Origin of the sequence: Micromonospora sp. NPDC047644 (assembly GCF_040704315.1) — a bacterium.
Taxonomy (GTDB): Bacteria; Actinomycetota; Actinomycetes; order Mycobacteriales; family Micromonosporaceae; genus Micromonospora.
On the sequence record NZ_JBEYSY010000008.1, the window covers coordinates 1 to 16,538 of the forward strand.

Consider the following 16,538-nt stretch of genomic DNA (forward strand, 5'->3'; position numbering starts at 1 on the left):
TGTGGCTCGCGGGGGCCCTCTCTGTCCTGTCGCGCCGGGGGGGGGGGCGGCCGCGGGGGGGGGTGGGGGGCTGCCCGTCGCCCCCCCCCCCCGCCCCCGGTGATGTCCGGTCGTCAGCGTTGCAGGGTCAGCAGACCCGGTCGGTACGGCAGCAAGCCGTAGTCACCGCCGGAACTGGGGGAGCGGCCCTGGTAGAGCAGTTGCAGGTTGCAGGCGTCGACCGTCATGGTCTGGTCGGCGTTGGTGCGCAGCAGCTCACCGTGGCTGATGTCGTTGGTCCAGGTGGCACCGCTGTTGGCCTTGCCGGCGAACGGGTTGCTCTCGCTGGTGGCCTGCGGGGTCCACGACCCACCCAGGCTGCTGGCGGTGAACGAGCGGAAGTAGCGCCCGTTTGCGCCGATCGCCTCGACGATCATCAGGTACTTGTTGAGGCCCTGGAGCTTGTAGACCTGGACGGCTTCGAAGAGGTTGTTCGTCGAGTCGGTCATGATGGTCGTGTAGTTGGCGCCGAAGCTGCCGGGGAAGTTCCCGATCGGCATGCTGGCCCGGTAGATCCGGCCGTTGTCACCGGCGAAGAACAGGTACATGTTCTGGTCGTCACCGATGAGGGCCTGGTCGATCGGGCCGGTGTTCGAGTTGGAGATGCTGCCGGTGAACAGCGTCTGCGCCGACGACCACCCGTTCGGGTTGGTCGGGTCGCTGGAGGTCCGGTACGAGAACGCCGTGCCACCCCACTGGTAGGCCAGCACCCAGATGTTGCGCGGCGCGAAGTAGAACAGCGACGGCGCGACGGTCGCCGAGTTCATCGCGTTCTGGCTGGCCGAGCCCATCTGGGAGTAGTTGTTGAAGAGCCCGAAGTTCATCGAGCCCCACGTGGTGCCGGTGTCGTGGGTGGTGGCGTAGACCAGTTGCTGGCCGTTGTACGGCGCGACGGTGAAGTCCTTCAGCGAGACCCAGCCCGACCTCGGCTGCGCCAGCACGCCCGAGGACGACCAGCGGTACGACGACGGAAGGTCACACGTGCTGGTCGGCGGCGGCGTCGTCGTGGGCGGCGTCGTGGGCGTCGGGGTGGTACCGCCGAGGGCGGCGAGCCGGAACTGCTGGTTGGTCTGGCCGTGGCAGTCGTAGAGCTGGATCTGGGCGCCGTTGGCGGTGCTCCATACGTCCAGGCAGCGCCCGGACTGCACGCCGCTGATGGTGCCGTTGGAGTTGACGTTCCACTGCTGGTTGGTCTGGCTGTGGCAGCTGTAGATCTGCACCGCCGCGCCGTTGCCGGAGCCTGCGGCGTCGAGGCACATGTTTCCGTACACCTGGAGTTGTTTGTTCGAGGTGTAGGTCCAGGCCTGGTTGGTCTGCTTGTTGCAGTCGTAGAGCTGGACCCGGGTGCCGTTGGTGGTTGCCGCGTTCGGCACGTCCACGCACCGGCCGGACTGCGTGCCGACTATCTCGTTGGCGGAGCCCCCCGGCGGGTTGGTGGGCGGGTTGGTCGGCGGGTCGGTGGGCGGGTTGGTGGGGCCCGCGCTGTTCAGCGCCTCCAGGGTGGCCGTGTAGGCGGCCTTCTTGGTGCCGTTGCACTCGAAGAGCAGCGGGGTGCCGCCGGAGCGCCACGAGTCACAGTCCCGCACGCCCCACACGGTGAGCCCGTTGCAGCGAGCCACGGCGAGGCAGTCGTTGACGACACTGCGGTAGGTGTTGGCCTGCGTGCTGCCGGACCCCTCGATGTCCAACTCGGTGACCTGCACGTCCACCCCGAGGGCGGCGAAGCTGGACAGCGTGGTGCGGTAGTTGCTGTTGTACGGCGAGTTGGCGTTGAAGTGCGACTGGAAGCCGACGCAGTCGATCGGAACGCCACGAGACTTGAAGTCACGCACCATGTTGTAGACGGCCTGCGTCTTGGCCCAGGTCCAGTTGTCGGTGTTGTAGTCGTTGTAGCAGAGCTTCGCGTTCGGGTCCGCCGCGTCGGCGGCACGGAACGCGGCCTCGATCCAGTCGTTTCCGGTGCGCTGCAGGTTCGAGTTGCGGCGGGCGCCACTGTTGCCGTCCTCGAACGCCTCGTTCACCACGTCCCACGAGTCGATCTTGCCCCGGTAGTAGCTGGCCACCCGGGTGACATGGTTCAGCATCGCGTTGCGCAGCGCGGTGCCCTCCATGCTCTGCATCCAGCCCGGCTGCTGCGAGTACCAGGCCAGGGTGTGGCCCCGAACCTTCCACCCCCGGGAGATGGCGTGGTTCACGATCCGGTCCGCGTTGCCGAAGGTGAAGTTGTTCTGCTGCGGCTCGGTCGCGTCGATCTTCATCTCGTTCTCGGGAGTGATGCTGTTGAACTCCCGGTTCAGGATCGTCGTGTAGGCGCTGTCGTTGAGCTTGTTGGCGGCGACGGCGGCACCGAAGTACCGGCCGGACTGGGCTGCGGCGGCACCGAGGGTCGTCTCGGCGGCCTGGGCCAGATTGGGCAGCAGCGACACGACCAGGGCCAGAATTATCGCGGCCATTCCGGAAAGAGTGAGTGTTCGTAGTCGGGTGCGCCCGATGGGACGGGTACGGGAAACCATGCTGATCCCTCCAGTGGTGGGGTACGGGATTCGTGTCGCTGGTGCAGCGGGAGGCCCACTCGGACGCGGCGGACGCGATGGTGAGCTCGCCCGAGCGAAGGCGGAACTCATGTCGGGCGCCCGCCCGGACCTGAGTGGGCTCGGGCTGTCTGGCCAGCGGATAAAGGGTGGTGACAGGTAGGCCCGGTCGCCCGTGGGGGAGCGGTTGCGGGCGTCGGGCTCGTTCGGTGGTGGACGTGCTCACCTGGCAGGTGGGTGGACCCGACGGTCGCGTGGAGCGCCTCCAGTGCTAACTGATCTTGTTAACGTTCACACTTGTCGATGGCTCTCAGGCTGGCAGAAAATTCCAGAGTTTTCAACCGGTAGTTTCGGACCTGTTACGGGTACGGGCGGAAGGGTGGAGTCCGCGCGCGAAGTGGCTGGTCGACGCGCGTCCGGCGTGGGCCAGGTCGGAGGCGACAGGCTGGACGTCCGCGTCGTCGGGCTCCACGCCCGGTGGCGGGTCGCGGAACCTGCCGGGTGTCCCGGCGCGAAGCGCGCGAGCCCGTCGGCCTAACCTCCTAGGATGCTCTACGGATTGTGCCTCGACCGACGGTGTCGCCAGTTGGCCCAAGGGAGCCAGCGGTTTCAGCTGCTCGAACCGCCTGTGGCGACGCTTCTGGCCGGCGGAGCATGACGCTACGGAGGTGCCCGCACACGCACGGGAACGCGGCGTTCCGCCGACGCGGGCGGCCGAAAATTCGTGTCGAAATCCGGTAACCAAATCGGCGTGCCAACCCGTCAGGTCAATGACGGATCGCCACCGCGGGCGGTCGGCCGAGGAGGAACAAGGACATGGGCGACGTGCGTGGGAGTTTCAGGGACGACCTGGACCGACACCCCGCCCCGCCATTGGGTGACCTGGTCCAGCAGTCGATGGTGCAGGGCCGCCGACTGCGCCGACAGCGTCGCCTGGCGCAGTTCGGCTCCGGCGGTTCGGCGTTGGCGATGCTGCTCGTGATCGGGCTGGCCGCCGGTCCGCTCGGCGGCGGAGCGGATGACACCGGTCAGCCTGGTGGGCCGAACCTGGTTTTGCCGGGCCCGTCGGTCGACACCGGCATGCCGTCCCCGACCGATTCCCCAACTGACGCCCCGGGCGGGTTCGAGCCGGGCACCGAAGAGAACCCCGCTCGGTCGGTGCCGCCGACTCCCTTCACCACAGTGATCGACACCGTGAGAATCGGGGCGGGGCCGGACGGTGACCTGGTGACCACCACCCCCGAGGGCGCCCTGGAACTGCTGACCCGGCTGCTGCCCACCGGGAAGACCAGCGGTTACGTGGGTCTGGAGAGCAGCGGAGCTGGCCCCGGCATGCCGTACGTCCAGCTCTACCTGGACCGTGGCGATGGACCGGGCATGCTGCGGCTCTCCATCTACCGGGACCGCCTCGGCGGCAACCCTGTCCCGGGGACGGTGGAGCTGACCGAGGTACCCGGCAACTGCGTGCAGACCCAGATGATCACCGTGCATCACGACGCCGGCCTCCAGGTCGATCTCATGATCGCTACCTGTCTGGTCTGGGGCCCCAAGGGAACCGTTCCGGCACCGGCCGTCCTCTCCCTGAAGGAGGCGATCGAGATCGCCGCCAACCCGGCCTGGGGGACGAAACTGCCGGCCGAGTACGTCATCAACGGCGCCAAGAGGTTCCCCAGGTTGGCCCGGTCGAATGGCTGACGAAGACTTCGTGGAGTTCGCGCAGGCGGCCGCCGGCCGACTGCGCGACGCCGCGTTCCTGATGTGCCGCGACTGGCATCTCGCCCAGGACCTCACCCAGACGACGCTGGCCAAGGTGTACGCCAACTGGAGGCGGGTCCGCCGGGCCGACGATCCCCACGCGTACGCCCGCAAGATACTGCTGCGCTGCATGCTCGACCAGCAGCGACGTCGCTCCAGCCGCGAGTTGGCGATGTCGGCGCCGCCGGAGCGGGGCGAGGAACATCCGGCCGAGCTGCGCATGACGTTGCTGGACGCGGTCGCCACCCTGCCGTTGCGGGACCGGGCGATCATCGTCCTGCGGTACTGGGACGACCTGAGCGTGGAGGCGACCGCCGAGGTGGTGGGCGTCTCCATCGCCGTCGTCAAGAGCCAGAGCATGCGCTCCCTCAACCGGCTGCGCGAGCTGCTCGGCGAGACCCGTTCCGAGCTGTTCGCCGAGGAACGCCATTGACGGGTGCCGCCTGCGAGCGGGGTGTGCGCAGCCCGGTGGGGCTGCACCGTCGGCCGGCACATCGCCGCGGCGGCGACCAAGGGGCCGCCACGCGTCGTCGGCCGAAGCGCCACATGTGGTGGCAGATATCTGCGTTTGGGGAGGTTTTCGGTGTCCGTATGGAGCAACCGGACGAGCCGAGGTCGGATTCGCGGCAGAGGCCGCGGTTCGGTCGCGCTCGTGCCGGTGGTCCTGTCGGCGTTGGCGGTCATGGTCGCGGGGTGCCATCGGGGGGAGCCCGGTGTCGGCCCCGACGAGCCGCACAGCGTGAACGCGGAACGGGGCGACCCACGTCTGCTGCTGGGGGCGGGCGATCTGGGAGCGGACTGGCATGCGGACGACGCGCGAGTCGGTCTGGCGTCCTGGCCGTGGGAGCAGGACAGCTGTCCCAACTACCGGAGCAGCGACTACCTGGCCAAGTCGCATCGGCGTGCTGCCGTGCAGCGCTACTACCGGCCGTCCGGCGGCTCGTCGCCGGCCCACCACGTCGTGGAGACGTACGAACCCGGATGGGCCGAGCGGAACGTCGACGACGTCCGTCGGGTCCTCCTGCGGTGTGCGAGCTACCCGGTCCTCGGATCGCAGGTCTCGTTCGACGTCGTGGACCCGCAATATCTGGAGGGCGCTGGGATGCTCATTCGAGGTCGTATCGCGCACACGGACACCCCGGACACCGTCACGTACTTCGTGGTGGTGAGACGGGGTGAGACGGTCTCGACGGTCCGCCTGCCCGATCCGGGCAGCCAGGCCGTGGTGGACTCGATCGCCGCGAGGGTGGTGGCCCGCCTTGGCTGAGCGGACAGGGCGGCAGTTGTCGCGACGCTGGGTCCTCTCCGCGGCCACCGTGTCGCTGGCCGGCGTTGCGACGGCCGCCTACGGTGCCACGCGCGGCCGCGACGGTGACGAGGCCGGACCATCGCACGGTTCCTCCCCGACCAGTCCGATCCCCACGACGCCGGCCATCGACTGGATCGGCCAGGCGAGAACGCGCATCGAGGCTTACGTGGAGCGCTACGACGGCCACCTCGCGGTCGCGGCACTGGATCGACAAGGGACGGCGTCGGTGACGGTCGGCGCCAAACGCTTCGAGACCGCCAGCATCGTCAAGGTCAACATCCTCGCTGCTCTCCTGCTGCGGCAGAACCCGGCGGGCAAGGCCCTGAGTGCTGGCACCCGGCGGTTGGCCGAGGCCATGATCGTGTCCAGTGACAACGATGCGGCGGTGGCCCTGTGGCAGCGGATCGAGGGCTCGCGCGGCCTCACGGCCGCGAATCGCGAACTCGGTCTGCGTGAGACGAAGCCCAACTCGCACTGGGGGCTCACCACGACCACGGTCGCCGACCAGCTCCGTCTGCTGACCGCGCTGACGTCGCCGACGGGACCGCTGACCCCGCAGGACCGCACCTTCATCATGGGTCTCATGAAGAAGGTGACCCCCGAGCAGCGGTGGGGGGTCACCGCCGCGCGGGAGCCGGGCGGTCGTTCCGAGTACGTCAAGAACGGCTGGGACACCGCCGACGTCGACGGGGGCCGCTGGCTGGTCAACAGCATCGGGCGGATCGTCGACGCCGATCATGACTGGCTGATCGCCGTGCTCTCCGACCATCACGTGAGCCAGAAGGAGGGCATCCGCGTCGTCGAGAAGGCCGCCACGTACGTGCTCAAGGAGCTGCGCGCCGCCACCGCGCACGACGGGCTGTCGCCGGGGTAGGCCCCCGGTCCGCTCAGGCCCACAGTGGGTCGGTCGACCGGCCCGGCGGGCGCTTGCCATCGCCGGCAGCACACAATTCCCGATCTTGTACCCATCCGTCTGCGGGTCGGCCTCGAATGCCTCATGACAGCAGCAATCGAGTACAAGCATTTGAGGAGTTCGTATGAAGCGGCGCCTGTTTGCCACGGTCGGCGTGATCGCCGTGCTGGCCCTGTCCGCCTGCGGCGGAACCGACAGCGAGGACACCGCCGGCGGCACGCCGAGTACGTCGGCCAGCGCGCCGATGGCCTCGGCGTCGCCGTCGATGATGATGTCGGGTCAGTTCGGCTCGGGGTGCGCGGCCGTGCCGACCGATTCGTCCAACCCGGGAAGTTTCGAGGCGATGGCGAAGGTGCCGGTGGCCACCGCCGCGTCCGGCAACCCCCTGTTGTCGACGCTGGTCACGGCGGTGAAGCAGGCCAACCTGGTGGACTCGCTCAACGGCGCGCAGGGCGTGACGGTGTTCGCGCCGACCAACGACGCGTTCGACAAGATCCCGAAGGCCGACCTGGACAAGGTCCTGGCCGACGACGCCATGCTGAAGAAGATCCTCACCTATCACGTGGTGCCGACCCAGTTGTCCCCGGACACCCTGGCCGGCACCCACAAGACGATGCAGGGCGACGACGTCACGGTGACCGGTGGTGGCACGTCGTTCACCGTCAACGGCACCTCGATGGTGGTCTGCGGGAACGTCTCGACGGCCAACGCCACGGTGTACATCGTTGACAGCGTTCTGATGCCCAAGAGCTGAGAGTGTCCACCCCCGTCGAGCCCCGGCCGGCGAACCGCCGGCCGGGGCCGTCCCGAAGCATGACAGCCATCCGCGGCCTCGTCGTCGGCGTGTTGAGCGCCGGGGTCGCCCTGGGCGTGGCCCACCTCGTCGCGGCGCTGGTCGATCCGGCCGCCGACCCGGTGCTGACGGTCGGTGGTGCCGCTGTGGATCTGGCCCCGCAACCGGTCAAGGCATTCGCCATCCGCACCTTCGGCGCCAACGACAAGGTCGCCCTCCTGGCCGGCGTCTACACAGTGCTGGCGCTGAGCGCGGTCCTGCTCGGCGCGGCGACGTTACGACGCCGCCGGTACGGTCTGGCGGGCCTTGCCGTGTTCGCTGCCGTCGGTGTCGCCGCCGCCCTGTCCCGCCCGACGGCGACACTCGTGGACGTCCTGCCGGTCCTGGCGGGGGCCGGCATCGGAATGGCCGCGATGCTGGTGGTGGCACACGCCGCTCGGACGCTACCGGTTCCTGGCTCGGGTCGGCCGCGGCTGCTCAACCGCCGCCAGTTTCTGGCCACGGCGGCGGGAGCAGCGCTCACCGCCGCCGCCACGGCGACCATCGGCCAGATTGTCGGTCGCGGCAGAGCCGCAGGCGCCCGTTCCCGCGCGGCCGTTCGCATACCGCCGCCGACGCGACCCGCGCCGCCGCTGCCCGGCGGCGTCTCCGCTGGGGTGGACGGTGTCTCGGCGTTCCTCACTCCCAACCGGGACTTCTACCGGGTCGACACGGCCCTCACCGTCCCGCAGGTCGACGCGGAAACCTGGCGGCTGACTCTGGGTGGAGCGGTCGATCGGCCCCGTACCTGGACATTCGACGAGCTCCTCGCCCGCGGTGTGGTGGAGCGCGACATCACCCTCAACTGCGTCTCCAACGAGGTCGGCGGCCCCTACATCGGCACCGCCCGTTGGACGGGGATCCCCCTGGCGCCGCTGCTTCGCGAGGCCGGCATCCGCCCCGGGCAGGATCAGCTCGTCAGCCGTTCCGTGGAGGGCATGACCATCGGCACCCCGCTTCAGGCGATCCTCGACGGTCGCGACGCGCTGTTGGCCGTGGCCATGAACGGCGAACCCCTGCCCCTGGAGCACGGCTTTCCCGTCCGCATGCTCGTCCCCGGCCTCTACGGCTACGTCGGCGCCTGCAAGTGGCTCACCTCCCTGCAGGTGACCACCTTCGACGCGTTCGATCCCTACTGGGTACAGCGCGGGTGGGCCGCCGAGGCGCCCGTCAAGACCGCATCCCGCATCGACACCCCGAAACCCTTCGCCCAACGACGCGCCGGCCCCGTCATGATCGCCGGTGTCGCCTGGGCGCAACGTCGCGGGATCACCGCCGTCGAGGTGCAGATCGACGACGGGCCGTGGCGGCAGGCCCGCCTCGCCGACGGCCCCTCAGCGGACCTGTGGCGGCAGTGGACCTACCGCTGGGACGCCGGCCCCGGCAGCCACACCCTGCGCGTACGGGCCACCGATGCCACCGGCGCGACCCAGACCGATCAACGGGCCGCGCCCTTCCCGGACGGCGCGACCGGCTGGCACAGCACCACAGTGACCATCACCTGAGCTGGTGCGGACCGGAAAAAAGCCAGGCCGGGACCAATCCGCTGGACGGGAGGCGACGAATCCCTCCCGACAGCACCTGAACATCGACGCCGTACCCAGGCGGAGACGGAGATTTGTTGTGAGATTGTCCCGAGCCCTGCTCACCGTGCCCGCAGCCGCCCTGGTCCTCGCGTTTCCGGGGGTCGCGCACGCCGACGAGAGCGTGCAGGTCCAGTTGCAGGACCTCAACGAGACCGGTGCCACCGGAACCGCCACGTTGACCGCGACGAGCGGCGGTGACCTGAAGGTCATGATCCGGTCGAAGGGCATGACGCCGAACTCGCCGCACGCCCAGCACGTGCACGGCGCGGCGAACGGCATGGACTTCCACTGCCCGGACAAGTCCGCCGACGCCAACGGCAACGGCTACGTCAGCACCGAGGAGGGCCTCAAGATGTACGGGGACATCTTCATCTCGTTGACCACCACCGGCGACACGACCAAGGCCAGCGGCCTGGCGGTGGATCGGATGCCGAAGGCCGACGCGCAGGGCAACCTCAGTTACGAGCGCACCATCCCGGCTGCCGAACTGCCCAAGGGCACCATCGCGCACCTGAAGGACCTGCACCTCGTGCAGCACGGCATCGACGCCAACAAGAACGGCACGTACGACATGGAAGCGCTCGGCGAGTCGACGTTCGCCAAGTCCGTCGGCGTCAACGGCATCCCCGCCGAGGCCACCGACCCCGCGACGTGCGGCATGGTCAGCGGCGCGGCCGCCGGCTCCGTACCCGCGGGGGGTGTCGCCACCGGCGATGGCAGCACCTCCGGCGGATCGCCGACGATGATCTACGCCGTGGGTGGTCTCGCGTTGCTCGGCGCTGCCGGTGCGGTCGTCGCGCGACGACGGCTCGCCGGCGAGCGCTGAGCCGCCGGCGATCGTGATGGACACCGGCGACGCACCAGTGCCGGCCGGCCGTCGCCGGGGGCGCCACGCGCTCCTGGCGACGGCCGGCATCCTCACCGTGACGGCGGTCCTGACGATCGGTGTCGCAGTCACCAGGCGGGGCGGCGACCCACCCGGACCCGACAGGTCCGCTGCGGCGCCAGCCGCGAACGCGTCGCCTGCCCCGGCGAGCGGGCCGGGCGAGTTGACCTCGGGACCGCTGATGGCCGGTTCACCGCCGACGCGGGTGTCGATCCCGTCGCTGAAGGCCACCGCCGCCATCGTCGCGCTCGGTCTGCAGGCGGACGGCGCGATGCAGGTTCCGGACAGCGCCACCGATGTGGGCTGGTTCACCAAGGCGCCGACACCCGGTGCTCTCGGGCCGGCCGTGCTGGCCGGGCACGTCAACTGGAAGGGCCGCCGCGGGACGTTCTTCGACCTGGGCAAGCTGCCTGTCGGCGCCGGGATCACCGTCGATCGTCAGGATGGCAGCACCGCGATGTTCACCGTCACCAGGGTCGAGCAGCATCCCAAGGACCGCTTCCCCACCACCGAGGTGTACGGGGCGACCGACCATGCGGCGTTACGCCTGATCACCTGCGGCGGCGAGTTCGACGACACCACCCAGCACTACCGCGACAATGTCATCGTCTACGCGCGCCTCGCCCAGGCCCGTCCCGCCTAGACACGAGTGCGGCGGCACACCGGGCCGTCGACAGCACAGGGAGAGGACATGCCGAGAATGAGCGGCGACCCGGAACAGGGGCGGCGGTTGCGAGCGGTGCCGCCGGACACCGCGACCCCACCGAACGCCGACGACTTGCTGACGCGGGTGGCACGGGGCGACGAGGCGGCGTTCGCCATGCTGTACGACGCCGTGGCGGGCAGGGTCCTCGGGCTGGCCCGGCGGGTCGTGCGCGATCCGGCGCAGGCGGAGGAGGTGACGCAGGAGGTGATGGTCGAGGTGTGGCGCACCGCCGGCCGCTTCGACGCCGGCCGGGGATCCGCGTCGGCGTGGATCCTCACCATGGCGCACCGCCGCGCGGTGGACCGGGTGCGCTCCGAACAGGCCCACACCGACCGTGCTCTGCGGGTCGCCGCGACCGAGACACACGTTCCCTACGACGAGGTGGTCGAGGATGTCAGCGCCCGGTTGGAGCGGGAGCAGGTCCGCCGGTGCCTGGACCGGCTGACGCCGGTGCAGCGGGAGTCGGTGACCCTGGCCTACTACGGCGGTCACACCTACCGAGAGGTCGCCGAGAAGTTGCAGACGCCGCTGCCGACGGTGAAGACGCGGATGCGCGACGGACTGATCCGGATGCGCGACTGCCTGGGCATCGAGATGGAGGGACGGGCATGAGCGCCGATGTGCACACCCTCGCTGGTGCGTACGTCCTGGACGCGGTCGACGACGTTGAGCGGGCTGCGTTCGAGCGGCACCTGGCCGAGTGCGAGCCGTGTCGCGTGGAGGTGGCCGAGTTGCGGGAGACCGTCGCGCGCCTCGCCGACGACGCCGTCATCGAGGCGACCCCGCCGGGTCTGCGGGAGCGGACCCTTGCTCAGGTGGCCCGGACCCCGCAACTGCGGGTCAGCTCCCCGGGTGCCAGCGGCGGACGGCGGGCAGGCAGGTGGCGACAGCTCGCGGTGGCCGCCGCCGCAGCCGTCCTCGTCGCCGGTGGCGCGAGCGCGGTCACCTGGACCGTCAGCAACGATCGGATCAGCGACGAGCAGGCCGGCAGCGACCAGGCCCGGCAGATCGCCGCCGTCCTGAACGCCCCGGACGCCCGGGTGTTCGAGCGGTCGCTGCCGCCCGGTGGCGCCGCCACGGTGGTGGTCTCCCGCGACCGCGACCGCGGTGTGGTGCTGCTGCGCGACCTGCCCGCGCCCGGTGCCGGGCGGATCTACGAGCTCTGGCTCATCCGGGGGAGTGAGCCCCGCAAGGTGGGACAGCTCGCCGAGGGGGACAGGGCGTCGACCACTGTCATCGGCCCGGTCGCCGAGGCGGGCACGTTCGGGGTGTCCAACGAGCCCGTCGGTGGTTCCGTCGCCCCCACTCAGATCCTGGGTACGGTGGCGCTGAGCTGAGGTCAACCCACCCATCCGGACGGTGGACCGCTCCGAATCACCCGCATGGATGACGAGTTGCTCGCCGGCCGGTACCGCAGGCTTCTGCTGATCGGGGACACCGCGACCTCGGGACGCGTCTGGCTGGCACGCGACGAGGTGCTTGATCGGCACGTCGCGCTCAAGCAGATCACCCTTCCGGGTTGGGTGAGCGACGCGGAGCGGTCCCGGCTGCGGAACAGAACGCTCGGGGAGGTACGCGGCCTGGCCGGGCTGGATCATCCGGGCGTGGTCGCGATGTGGGACGTGCTGAGCACCGACGGATATCTGTGGCTCGTCATGGAGCACGTGCCCTCCCGGTCCCTGTCCGAGGTGGTTGCCAGCGACGGTCCGCTGACGCCGGCCGAGGCGGCGCGGGTCGGCCTGCACCTGATCGCGGCACTGGGTGCCGCCCACGCGAGGGGAGTCACGCATCGGGAGGTCCGGCCGCAGAACGTGCTGTTCGCCGACGACGGGCGGGTCATGCTCGGTGGGTTCGGTCTGTCGATTTTCGACTCCCGGGATCCCGCGACCGTCACCGCGGGGAGCCTGTCGAAGGTCCAGTACATCGCACCGGAGCGTGCCCGCGACGGTAGGGCCACCCCCGCGACCGACCTGTGGGCCCTCGGTGCGACGCTCTACCTGGCTGCGGAGGGCCGTCCGCCATGGAGCCGGCCGTCGACCCTGGCCATGCTTGCCGCCCTGGCCACCGAGGCGCCGGACCGGATGACCGTCCTGCCGCTCGAACCCGCGATCACCGGTCTCCTGCTGCGCAACCCCCGCCAACGCCTCTCCGCGCAGGAGGCCCGCGACCAGTTGGAGCAGGTGGCCGCGGCGACGCCCGTGCCGGTGGCGCGGGCGGGCCGATGGCCGCGGGTGCGCGCCACGTCGCGTCGGCGAACCCGGGCCGTCACGCCGACGGCGTCGACCGCCGCGGACGCGATCACCACAATGGTGATTCCGGTCGTGACGCCCACCACCCGCGATCGGACGACCGGCTGGGCGTTCGCCGGTGCCGTGGTGGGCCTGCTGGCGGTCGCGGCCGTCGTCGTCACGGCAACCGGTGCGGTGATCGGCGGTTGGCGCGGCCAGGACAGCCTTCCGGCGGCCGAACCAGGCGGTGCGGCCGCCGGCGTGGTGGAATCTACCGCGCCGGCACCGCCGGCCCACCCCTGCCTGGAGGACGCCGACTCCAGCGAGGCCGAGCCTCTGCGAGCGCCCGGCGCACCGCTGCCGTACGCCCTGCCGAACGGGTGGGCGTGGCACCAGGACCCGGCCGGTTTCCTGCTGGCGGTGCCCGAGGGATGGAGCCGGCACACCGAGGGTGCACTGGTGTGCTTCCGCGATCCCGCCGAAGTCCGAGCCATCGCCGTCGACCCCGCCGCGACAGCTTCCTCCGTACCGTCGAAGCGGTGGGAGGCCGCCGAGCGCGACGCGCTGACCACCGGAGTGCTGGCCGGCTACCAGAGGATCAGTATTGGGCCGGTCATCCGCCCGGGCGGCGCGGCGGAGTGGGAGTACACCTGCGAGCAGGCCGGCGGCACGCGGCTGCACGCCCGCCGGCTGCTGATCAACGAGAGCAAGGCCCGCGCTTACAGCCTGTCCTGGATCACCCAGGACAGCCAGTGGGACGAGACCGAGCCGTTCCAACGACTGGCGCTGGCAAGCATCCGCCTCGACTGACGCGGCGGTTGCCGGTGTGCGCCTGAGGGTGGACGCGTGTGGGAGGGGTGCGGCCCGGCACCCCACCCGATGGTCACTGCCGCAGGAGCAGGGCGAGGTCGAGGACCACGTGCCCGTTGAACACGCCTGTCGTCTGGGCTGCGCCGGTGAGGAGGTCGACCCGGTACAGCCGGGAGCCGCCGATGCCGTTGAGGACGGCGTAGGCGTTGTTGCCCACCGCGCGGTCTCCACTCAGCGGGCTGTGGATGTCGAAGCCTGCTTGGAGGTTCGCGTTCACCCCCAGTGCGCCGGTGGCGGCCAGTTGCCCCGAGTTCGCGGGGGATTGCAGGACAACCTGGTCGAGGGTGGTGTCGATGTCGAACAGGGTGGTAGCGGTGGCGGGGTTCAGGTCGTTGTTGGTGTACGCCGCAGCGGTGACGCCGACGGCGGCGGTGCTGGGCGGGTAGGTGAGAGGGCCGTCGACAAGGGTCGTGCCGCCGGGGTTGATGTTGTGGCGTAGGTTCTGCCCGGTGTCGCTGATGATCCGCAGTCGGTCGGCGGCGGGGTTGAAGTCGACGCCGAACGACGTGCCGCTCAGCGCGACGGTCAGCTGGCTGATCTTCGTGGCCGCCGCGGTGCGCGTGTTCAGCGCGTAGATGCCGCCGTTGTCGCCGACGCCGTAGAGCCGTCCGTCCTGGACGCGAAAGTCGATGCCGATGAGCGCTTCGCTGCCGGGCAGGTCGACCGGGCCGATGGTGCAGGCCAGAGCGGGGCGGTTGGCGGCGAACTTGATCAGGCGCTGACCGTCGGTGAGACCGATGGCGACGAGCCCGTTCCGGCCTCCGGCGTTCAGCAGGTCCCACAGCAGGGTGCAGGTCCCAGTGCCCAACGAGGGCAGGCCGCGAGCCGGGATGCTCGCTGCGGTGCGGTGGCTTGGTGGGGCGGCGGTGACGGGCGTCGCGGTGATCGGGATGCTGACGACGATGAGTGTGGCGGCTGCGAGCAGCCCCCGGCGAAGCGTACGGTGCATGAGAGGCACTTCCTTGATCAGATGCACCGTCGGACTCCTCGGCGGAATCCGACGCCGTTGTCCGGCGACGGTGCAGGGATGAATTCCCTGCTCAGAGCCTATGTAGAGGCGATCCGCAGCATCTGTCGGGATTCGGCCTTTCCTTCAACTTTCGCACCTTCTGCACGGTGCAGTCGACGTGCGGCGACCAACCACACCCGACAGGGTCGGAAAAGCAATCCGGCTCAGGGCGTTGGCGCCCTGAGCCGGATCAACTCTTGCCGATCAGGTGACGTTGATGTCGCTGCACCACATGTAGGTCTGGTCCAGGTGCGACGCCCGCCAGAGCACGAACAGGATGTGGTTTCCGCTGCGGGACGGGAGCGAGACGTTGAACGAGATGTTCTGCGCCGGCGCGTAGCGCCCAGTCGTCGTGATCAGGTCGAGGTTGCCCCACCCGAGCTTCTGGGTGGATGGGTTGAACCCCTGCTTGGTGACGTAGACCTGGAAGTAGTCAGCGCCGTGGCTGGCCTGGTCGTACAGCTGGACCGTGAGGTTGCGGCTGACGGTGGTCGTCCTCCACGCCCCTGGCTGGTTCACGCTGTCGTTCCTGGACAGAGCGTTGCTGCACAGCTGGCCGTCCGGGGTGCGGGCCTGGTACTGGCCGCCGAGCCCGTCCCGCAACTGGCTCATCCAGTTCCACATGGTGTCGGGGTTGGCCTGGAACGCCCGCCAACACATCGGGTCCTGCTGCTGCATGGCGGGGTTCATGTGCTGGTTGCCCCACGCCTTCCAGCACTGGTAGGCGCGGCTCATCGGGTTGATGATCGTGCCGTGGGCCTGGGCCGCCCCGGTGAAGGGCAGCATGCCGGCCACGATGGCGAACACCATGACGAATGCTCGCAGGGACCGACGGACTGGTGACCGGGATCGTCCGCCGGATCGATCGGACTTGAGTGAACGCACTGTTCATCCTCCGCTCTTCGGGACTGCAACTCAGAATGGGAACGCTCCCAAGCCAACTGTTGCATCTATCGACTTAGATATCAATGTTTATCTATCTATGGTCGGATGTGGATCGAGCTGACCGGGGTGTCCGCAGCCGCCCGGTTCGCAGCCGGGTGCGGGAGCGACCAGGCCACCGGCCACCCAGCGTGATCAGAGACCGGCTGCGGCGTCGTAGCGGCGCCGAAGGTCGATCATCTCCGACTCGGTCAGCGCTTCCCTGGTCGCCGGCTCGGCGTACTTCGGTGGGAACATCTGCCGCAGTCGGTCGATGAACATGACGTCGGCGGTCGCCTCGACCACCTGGATGCCCGGAGGTGTGGTGGACACGTCCATGATCACCGGACCGGCCAGCTTGACCGCCACGTCCCAGGGGCGCTGCTTCTCGGCGACCCCGCAGAGGTGGAAGCCGTAGACCGTCTGCACGTCGGCGAGCGCGGTGGCCTCGGTCGGCTCGTAACCGTAGACGCGGACCCCGCAGATCACGGCCGCCTTCTCCGCGGCGGCCGCTGCCTGGGCCCCGTGGCCGGCGTGGTTGTGCTGCCCCGGATCCGCCTTCTCCAGCGTGGTGCGCATCCGGGCGATGATCTGCGACTGCAGATCCGCCGGCTTCGCCTCCGGGCCGGTCCGGTTGACCAGGACGACGGTGCCGGCCGACACCACCAGCAGGATCACCGCTACCCACACGAAGCGGTTGCGGTACCAACCCGCGAAGTTCTCTCGGGAAATCATTGTTGCTTCTCACCTCGTCGCCGGTTCTGGTGCTGGCAGGCCGAATCGGACGCCCCCGGCGGGTCAGGCGTCGAGCGCGTCAACCGTGGGGACACGTGCCGGGGGGTTACCTACGGCGGGCGAGGATGATTGCCCGGCAAAGCGCCCGTCGCCGTAGAGGTGGCCCGGCGATCCGCCAGGCGGGCGTCCGCCGAGGCGGCGCGCTGCCGGCGCTGCGA

15 protein-coding genes are annotated in these 16,538 nt (G+C 69.8%); 11 read left to right on the top strand and 4 right to left on the bottom strand.

All coding sequences use genetic code 11. From position 1 onward, the window contains the following. Positions 1-113: 113 nt before the first annotated feature. Entirely contained in the window at positions 114-2,492 is a 2,379-nt protein-coding gene (locus AB0877_RS14575) for a non-reducing end alpha-L-arabinofuranosidase family hydrolase (RefSeq protein WP_366609047.1), read from the bottom strand. A gap of 894 nt (positions 2,493-3,386) precedes the next feature. Between AB0877_RS14575 and AB0877_RS14580 the strand changes: the two genes are divergently transcribed. The 11 genes from AB0877_RS14580 to AB0877_RS14630 all read left to right on the top strand — a co-directional run bounded on the left by AB0877_RS14580 (position 3,387) and on the right by AB0877_RS14630 (position 13,595). Next, the gene (locus tag AB0877_RS14580) at positions 3,387-4,265 is read left to right on the top strand and encodes a hypothetical protein (RefSeq protein WP_366609048.1); all 879 of its coding nucleotides are present in this window, start codon (positions 3,387-3,389) and stop codon (positions 4,263-4,265) included. Further along, positions 4,258-4,758 carry a SigE family RNA polymerase sigma factor gene (locus AB0877_RS14585; protein WP_366609049.1) on the top strand — a complete coding sequence of 167 codons (501 nt, stop codon included), beginning with the start codon at positions 4,258-4,260 and terminating at the stop codon, positions 4,756-4,758. The genes AB0877_RS14580 and AB0877_RS14585 overlap by 8 nt, the downstream gene beginning before the upstream one ends. A gap of 219 nt (positions 4,759-4,977) precedes the next feature. Beyond that, positions 4,978-5,592 (top strand): hypothetical protein, encoded by a 615-nt coding sequence (locus tag AB0877_RS14590; RefSeq protein WP_366609050.1) that lies wholly within the window; start codon positions 4,978-4,980, stop codon positions 5,590-5,592. After that, positions 5,585-6,508 carry a serine hydrolase gene (locus AB0877_RS14595; RefSeq protein WP_366609051.1) on the top strand — a complete coding sequence of 308 codons (924 nt, stop codon included), beginning with the start codon at positions 5,585-5,587 and terminating at the stop codon, positions 6,506-6,508. The genes AB0877_RS14590 and AB0877_RS14595 overlap by 8 nt, the downstream gene beginning before the upstream one ends. Positions 6,509-6,671: 163 nt before the next feature. Continuing rightward, the gene (locus tag AB0877_RS14600) at positions 6,672-7,301 is read left to right on the top strand and encodes a fasciclin domain-containing protein (protein WP_366609052.1); all 630 of its coding nucleotides are present in this window, start codon (positions 6,672-6,674) and stop codon (positions 7,299-7,301) included. A gap of 59 nt (positions 7,302-7,360) precedes the next feature. Further along, positions 7,361-8,884 (top strand): molybdopterin-dependent oxidoreductase, encoded by a 1,524-nt coding sequence (locus AB0877_RS14605; RefSeq protein WP_366609053.1) that lies wholly within the window; start codon positions 7,361-7,363, stop codon positions 8,882-8,884. Positions 8,885-9,002: 118 nt separating this feature from the next. Further along, complete coding sequence (locus AB0877_RS14610; protein WP_366609054.1) at positions 9,003-9,791, top strand: hypothetical protein; 789 nt, start codon at positions 9,003-9,005, stop codon at positions 9,789-9,791. A gap of 241 nt (positions 9,792-10,032) precedes the next feature. Beyond that, complete coding sequence (locus AB0877_RS14615; RefSeq protein WP_366609055.1) at positions 10,033-10,494, top strand: class F sortase; 462 nt, start codon at positions 10,033-10,035, stop codon at positions 10,492-10,494. A 48-nt stretch (positions 10,495-10,542) separates the two neighbouring features. Continuing rightward, positions 10,543-11,169 carry a sigma-70 family RNA polymerase sigma factor gene (locus tag AB0877_RS14620; protein WP_366609056.1) on the top strand — a complete coding sequence of 209 codons (627 nt, stop codon included), beginning with the start codon at positions 10,543-10,545 and terminating at the stop codon, positions 11,167-11,169. Further along, positions 11,166-11,894, top strand: coding sequence for an anti-sigma factor (locus AB0877_RS14625; RefSeq protein WP_366609057.1), 729 nt, complete (start codon positions 11,166-11,168; stop codon positions 11,892-11,894). The genes AB0877_RS14620 and AB0877_RS14625 overlap by 4 nt, the downstream gene beginning before the upstream one ends. A 45-nt stretch (positions 11,895-11,939) precedes the next feature. Next, entirely contained in the window at positions 11,940-13,595 is a 1,656-nt protein-coding gene (locus tag AB0877_RS14630; protein WP_366609058.1) for a serine/threonine-protein kinase, read from the top strand. Between the two features lie 73 nt (positions 13,596-13,668). On the opposite strand, the gene AB0877_RS14635 is transcribed toward AB0877_RS14630, so the two are convergent. The 3 genes from AB0877_RS14635 to AB0877_RS14645 form a co-directional block, all read right to left on the bottom strand. Further along, on the bottom strand, positions 13,669-14,604 hold the full coding sequence (locus AB0877_RS14635) for a DUF4394 domain-containing protein (RefSeq protein WP_366609059.1): 936 nt from the start codon (positions 14,602-14,604) through the stop codon (positions 13,669-13,671). 264 nt (positions 14,605-14,868) lie between these two features. Beyond that, a complete protein-coding gene (locus AB0877_RS14640; RefSeq protein ID WP_366609060.1) occupies positions 14,869-15,474 on the bottom strand; it encodes a lytic polysaccharide monooxygenase in 606 nt (201 codons plus the stop codon). A gap of 267 nt (positions 15,475-15,741) precedes the next feature. Then, complete coding sequence (locus AB0877_RS14645; RefSeq protein WP_366609061.1) at positions 15,742-16,320, bottom strand: hypothetical protein; 579 nt, start codon at positions 16,318-16,320, stop codon at positions 15,742-15,744. Positions 16,321-16,538: the final 218 nt, after the last annotated feature.

Coding starts and splice junctions, on each gene's coding strand:
- AB0877_RS14645 (WP_366609061.1), bottom strand. CDS start 16,320: ATGATTTCCCGAGAGAACTTCGCGGGTTGGTACCGCAACCGCTTCGTG.
- AB0877_RS14620 (WP_366609056.1), top strand. CDS start 10,543: ATGCCGAGAATGAGCGGCGACCCGGAACAGGGGCGGCGGTTGCGAGCG.
- AB0877_RS14640 (WP_366609060.1), bottom strand. CDS start 15,474: ATGGTGTTCGCCATCGTGGCCGGCATGCTGCCCTTCACCGGGGCGGCC.
- AB0877_RS14605 (WP_366609053.1), top strand. CDS start 7,361: ATGACAGCCATCCGCGGCCTCGTCGTCGGCGTGTTGAGCGCCGGGGTC.
- AB0877_RS14625 (WP_366609057.1), top strand. CDS start 11,166: ATGAGCGCCGATGTGCACACCCTCGCTGGTGCGTACGTCCTGGACGCG.
- AB0877_RS14615 (WP_366609055.1), top strand. CDS start 10,033: ATGGCCGGTTCACCGCCGACGCGGGTGTCGATCCCGTCGCTGAAGGCC.
- AB0877_RS14580 (WP_366609048.1), top strand. CDS start 3,387: ATGGGCGACGTGCGTGGGAGTTTCAGGGACGACCTGGACCGACACCCC.
- AB0877_RS14635 (WP_366609059.1), bottom strand. CDS start 14,604: ATGCACCGTACGCTTCGCCGGGGGCTGCTCGCAGCCGCCACACTCATC.
- AB0877_RS14585 (WP_366609049.1), top strand. CDS start 4,258: ATGGCTGACGAAGACTTCGTGGAGTTCGCGCAGGCGGCCGCCGGCCGA.
- AB0877_RS14575 (WP_366609047.1), bottom strand. CDS start 2,492: ATGGCCGCGATAATTCTGGCCCTGGTCGTGTCGCTGCTGCCCAATCTG.
- AB0877_RS14600 (WP_366609052.1), top strand. CDS start 6,672: ATGAAGCGGCGCCTGTTTGCCACGGTCGGCGTGATCGCCGTGCTGGCC.
- AB0877_RS14630 (WP_366609058.1), top strand. CDS start 11,940: ATGGATGACGAGTTGCTCGCCGGCCGGTACCGCAGGCTTCTGCTGATC.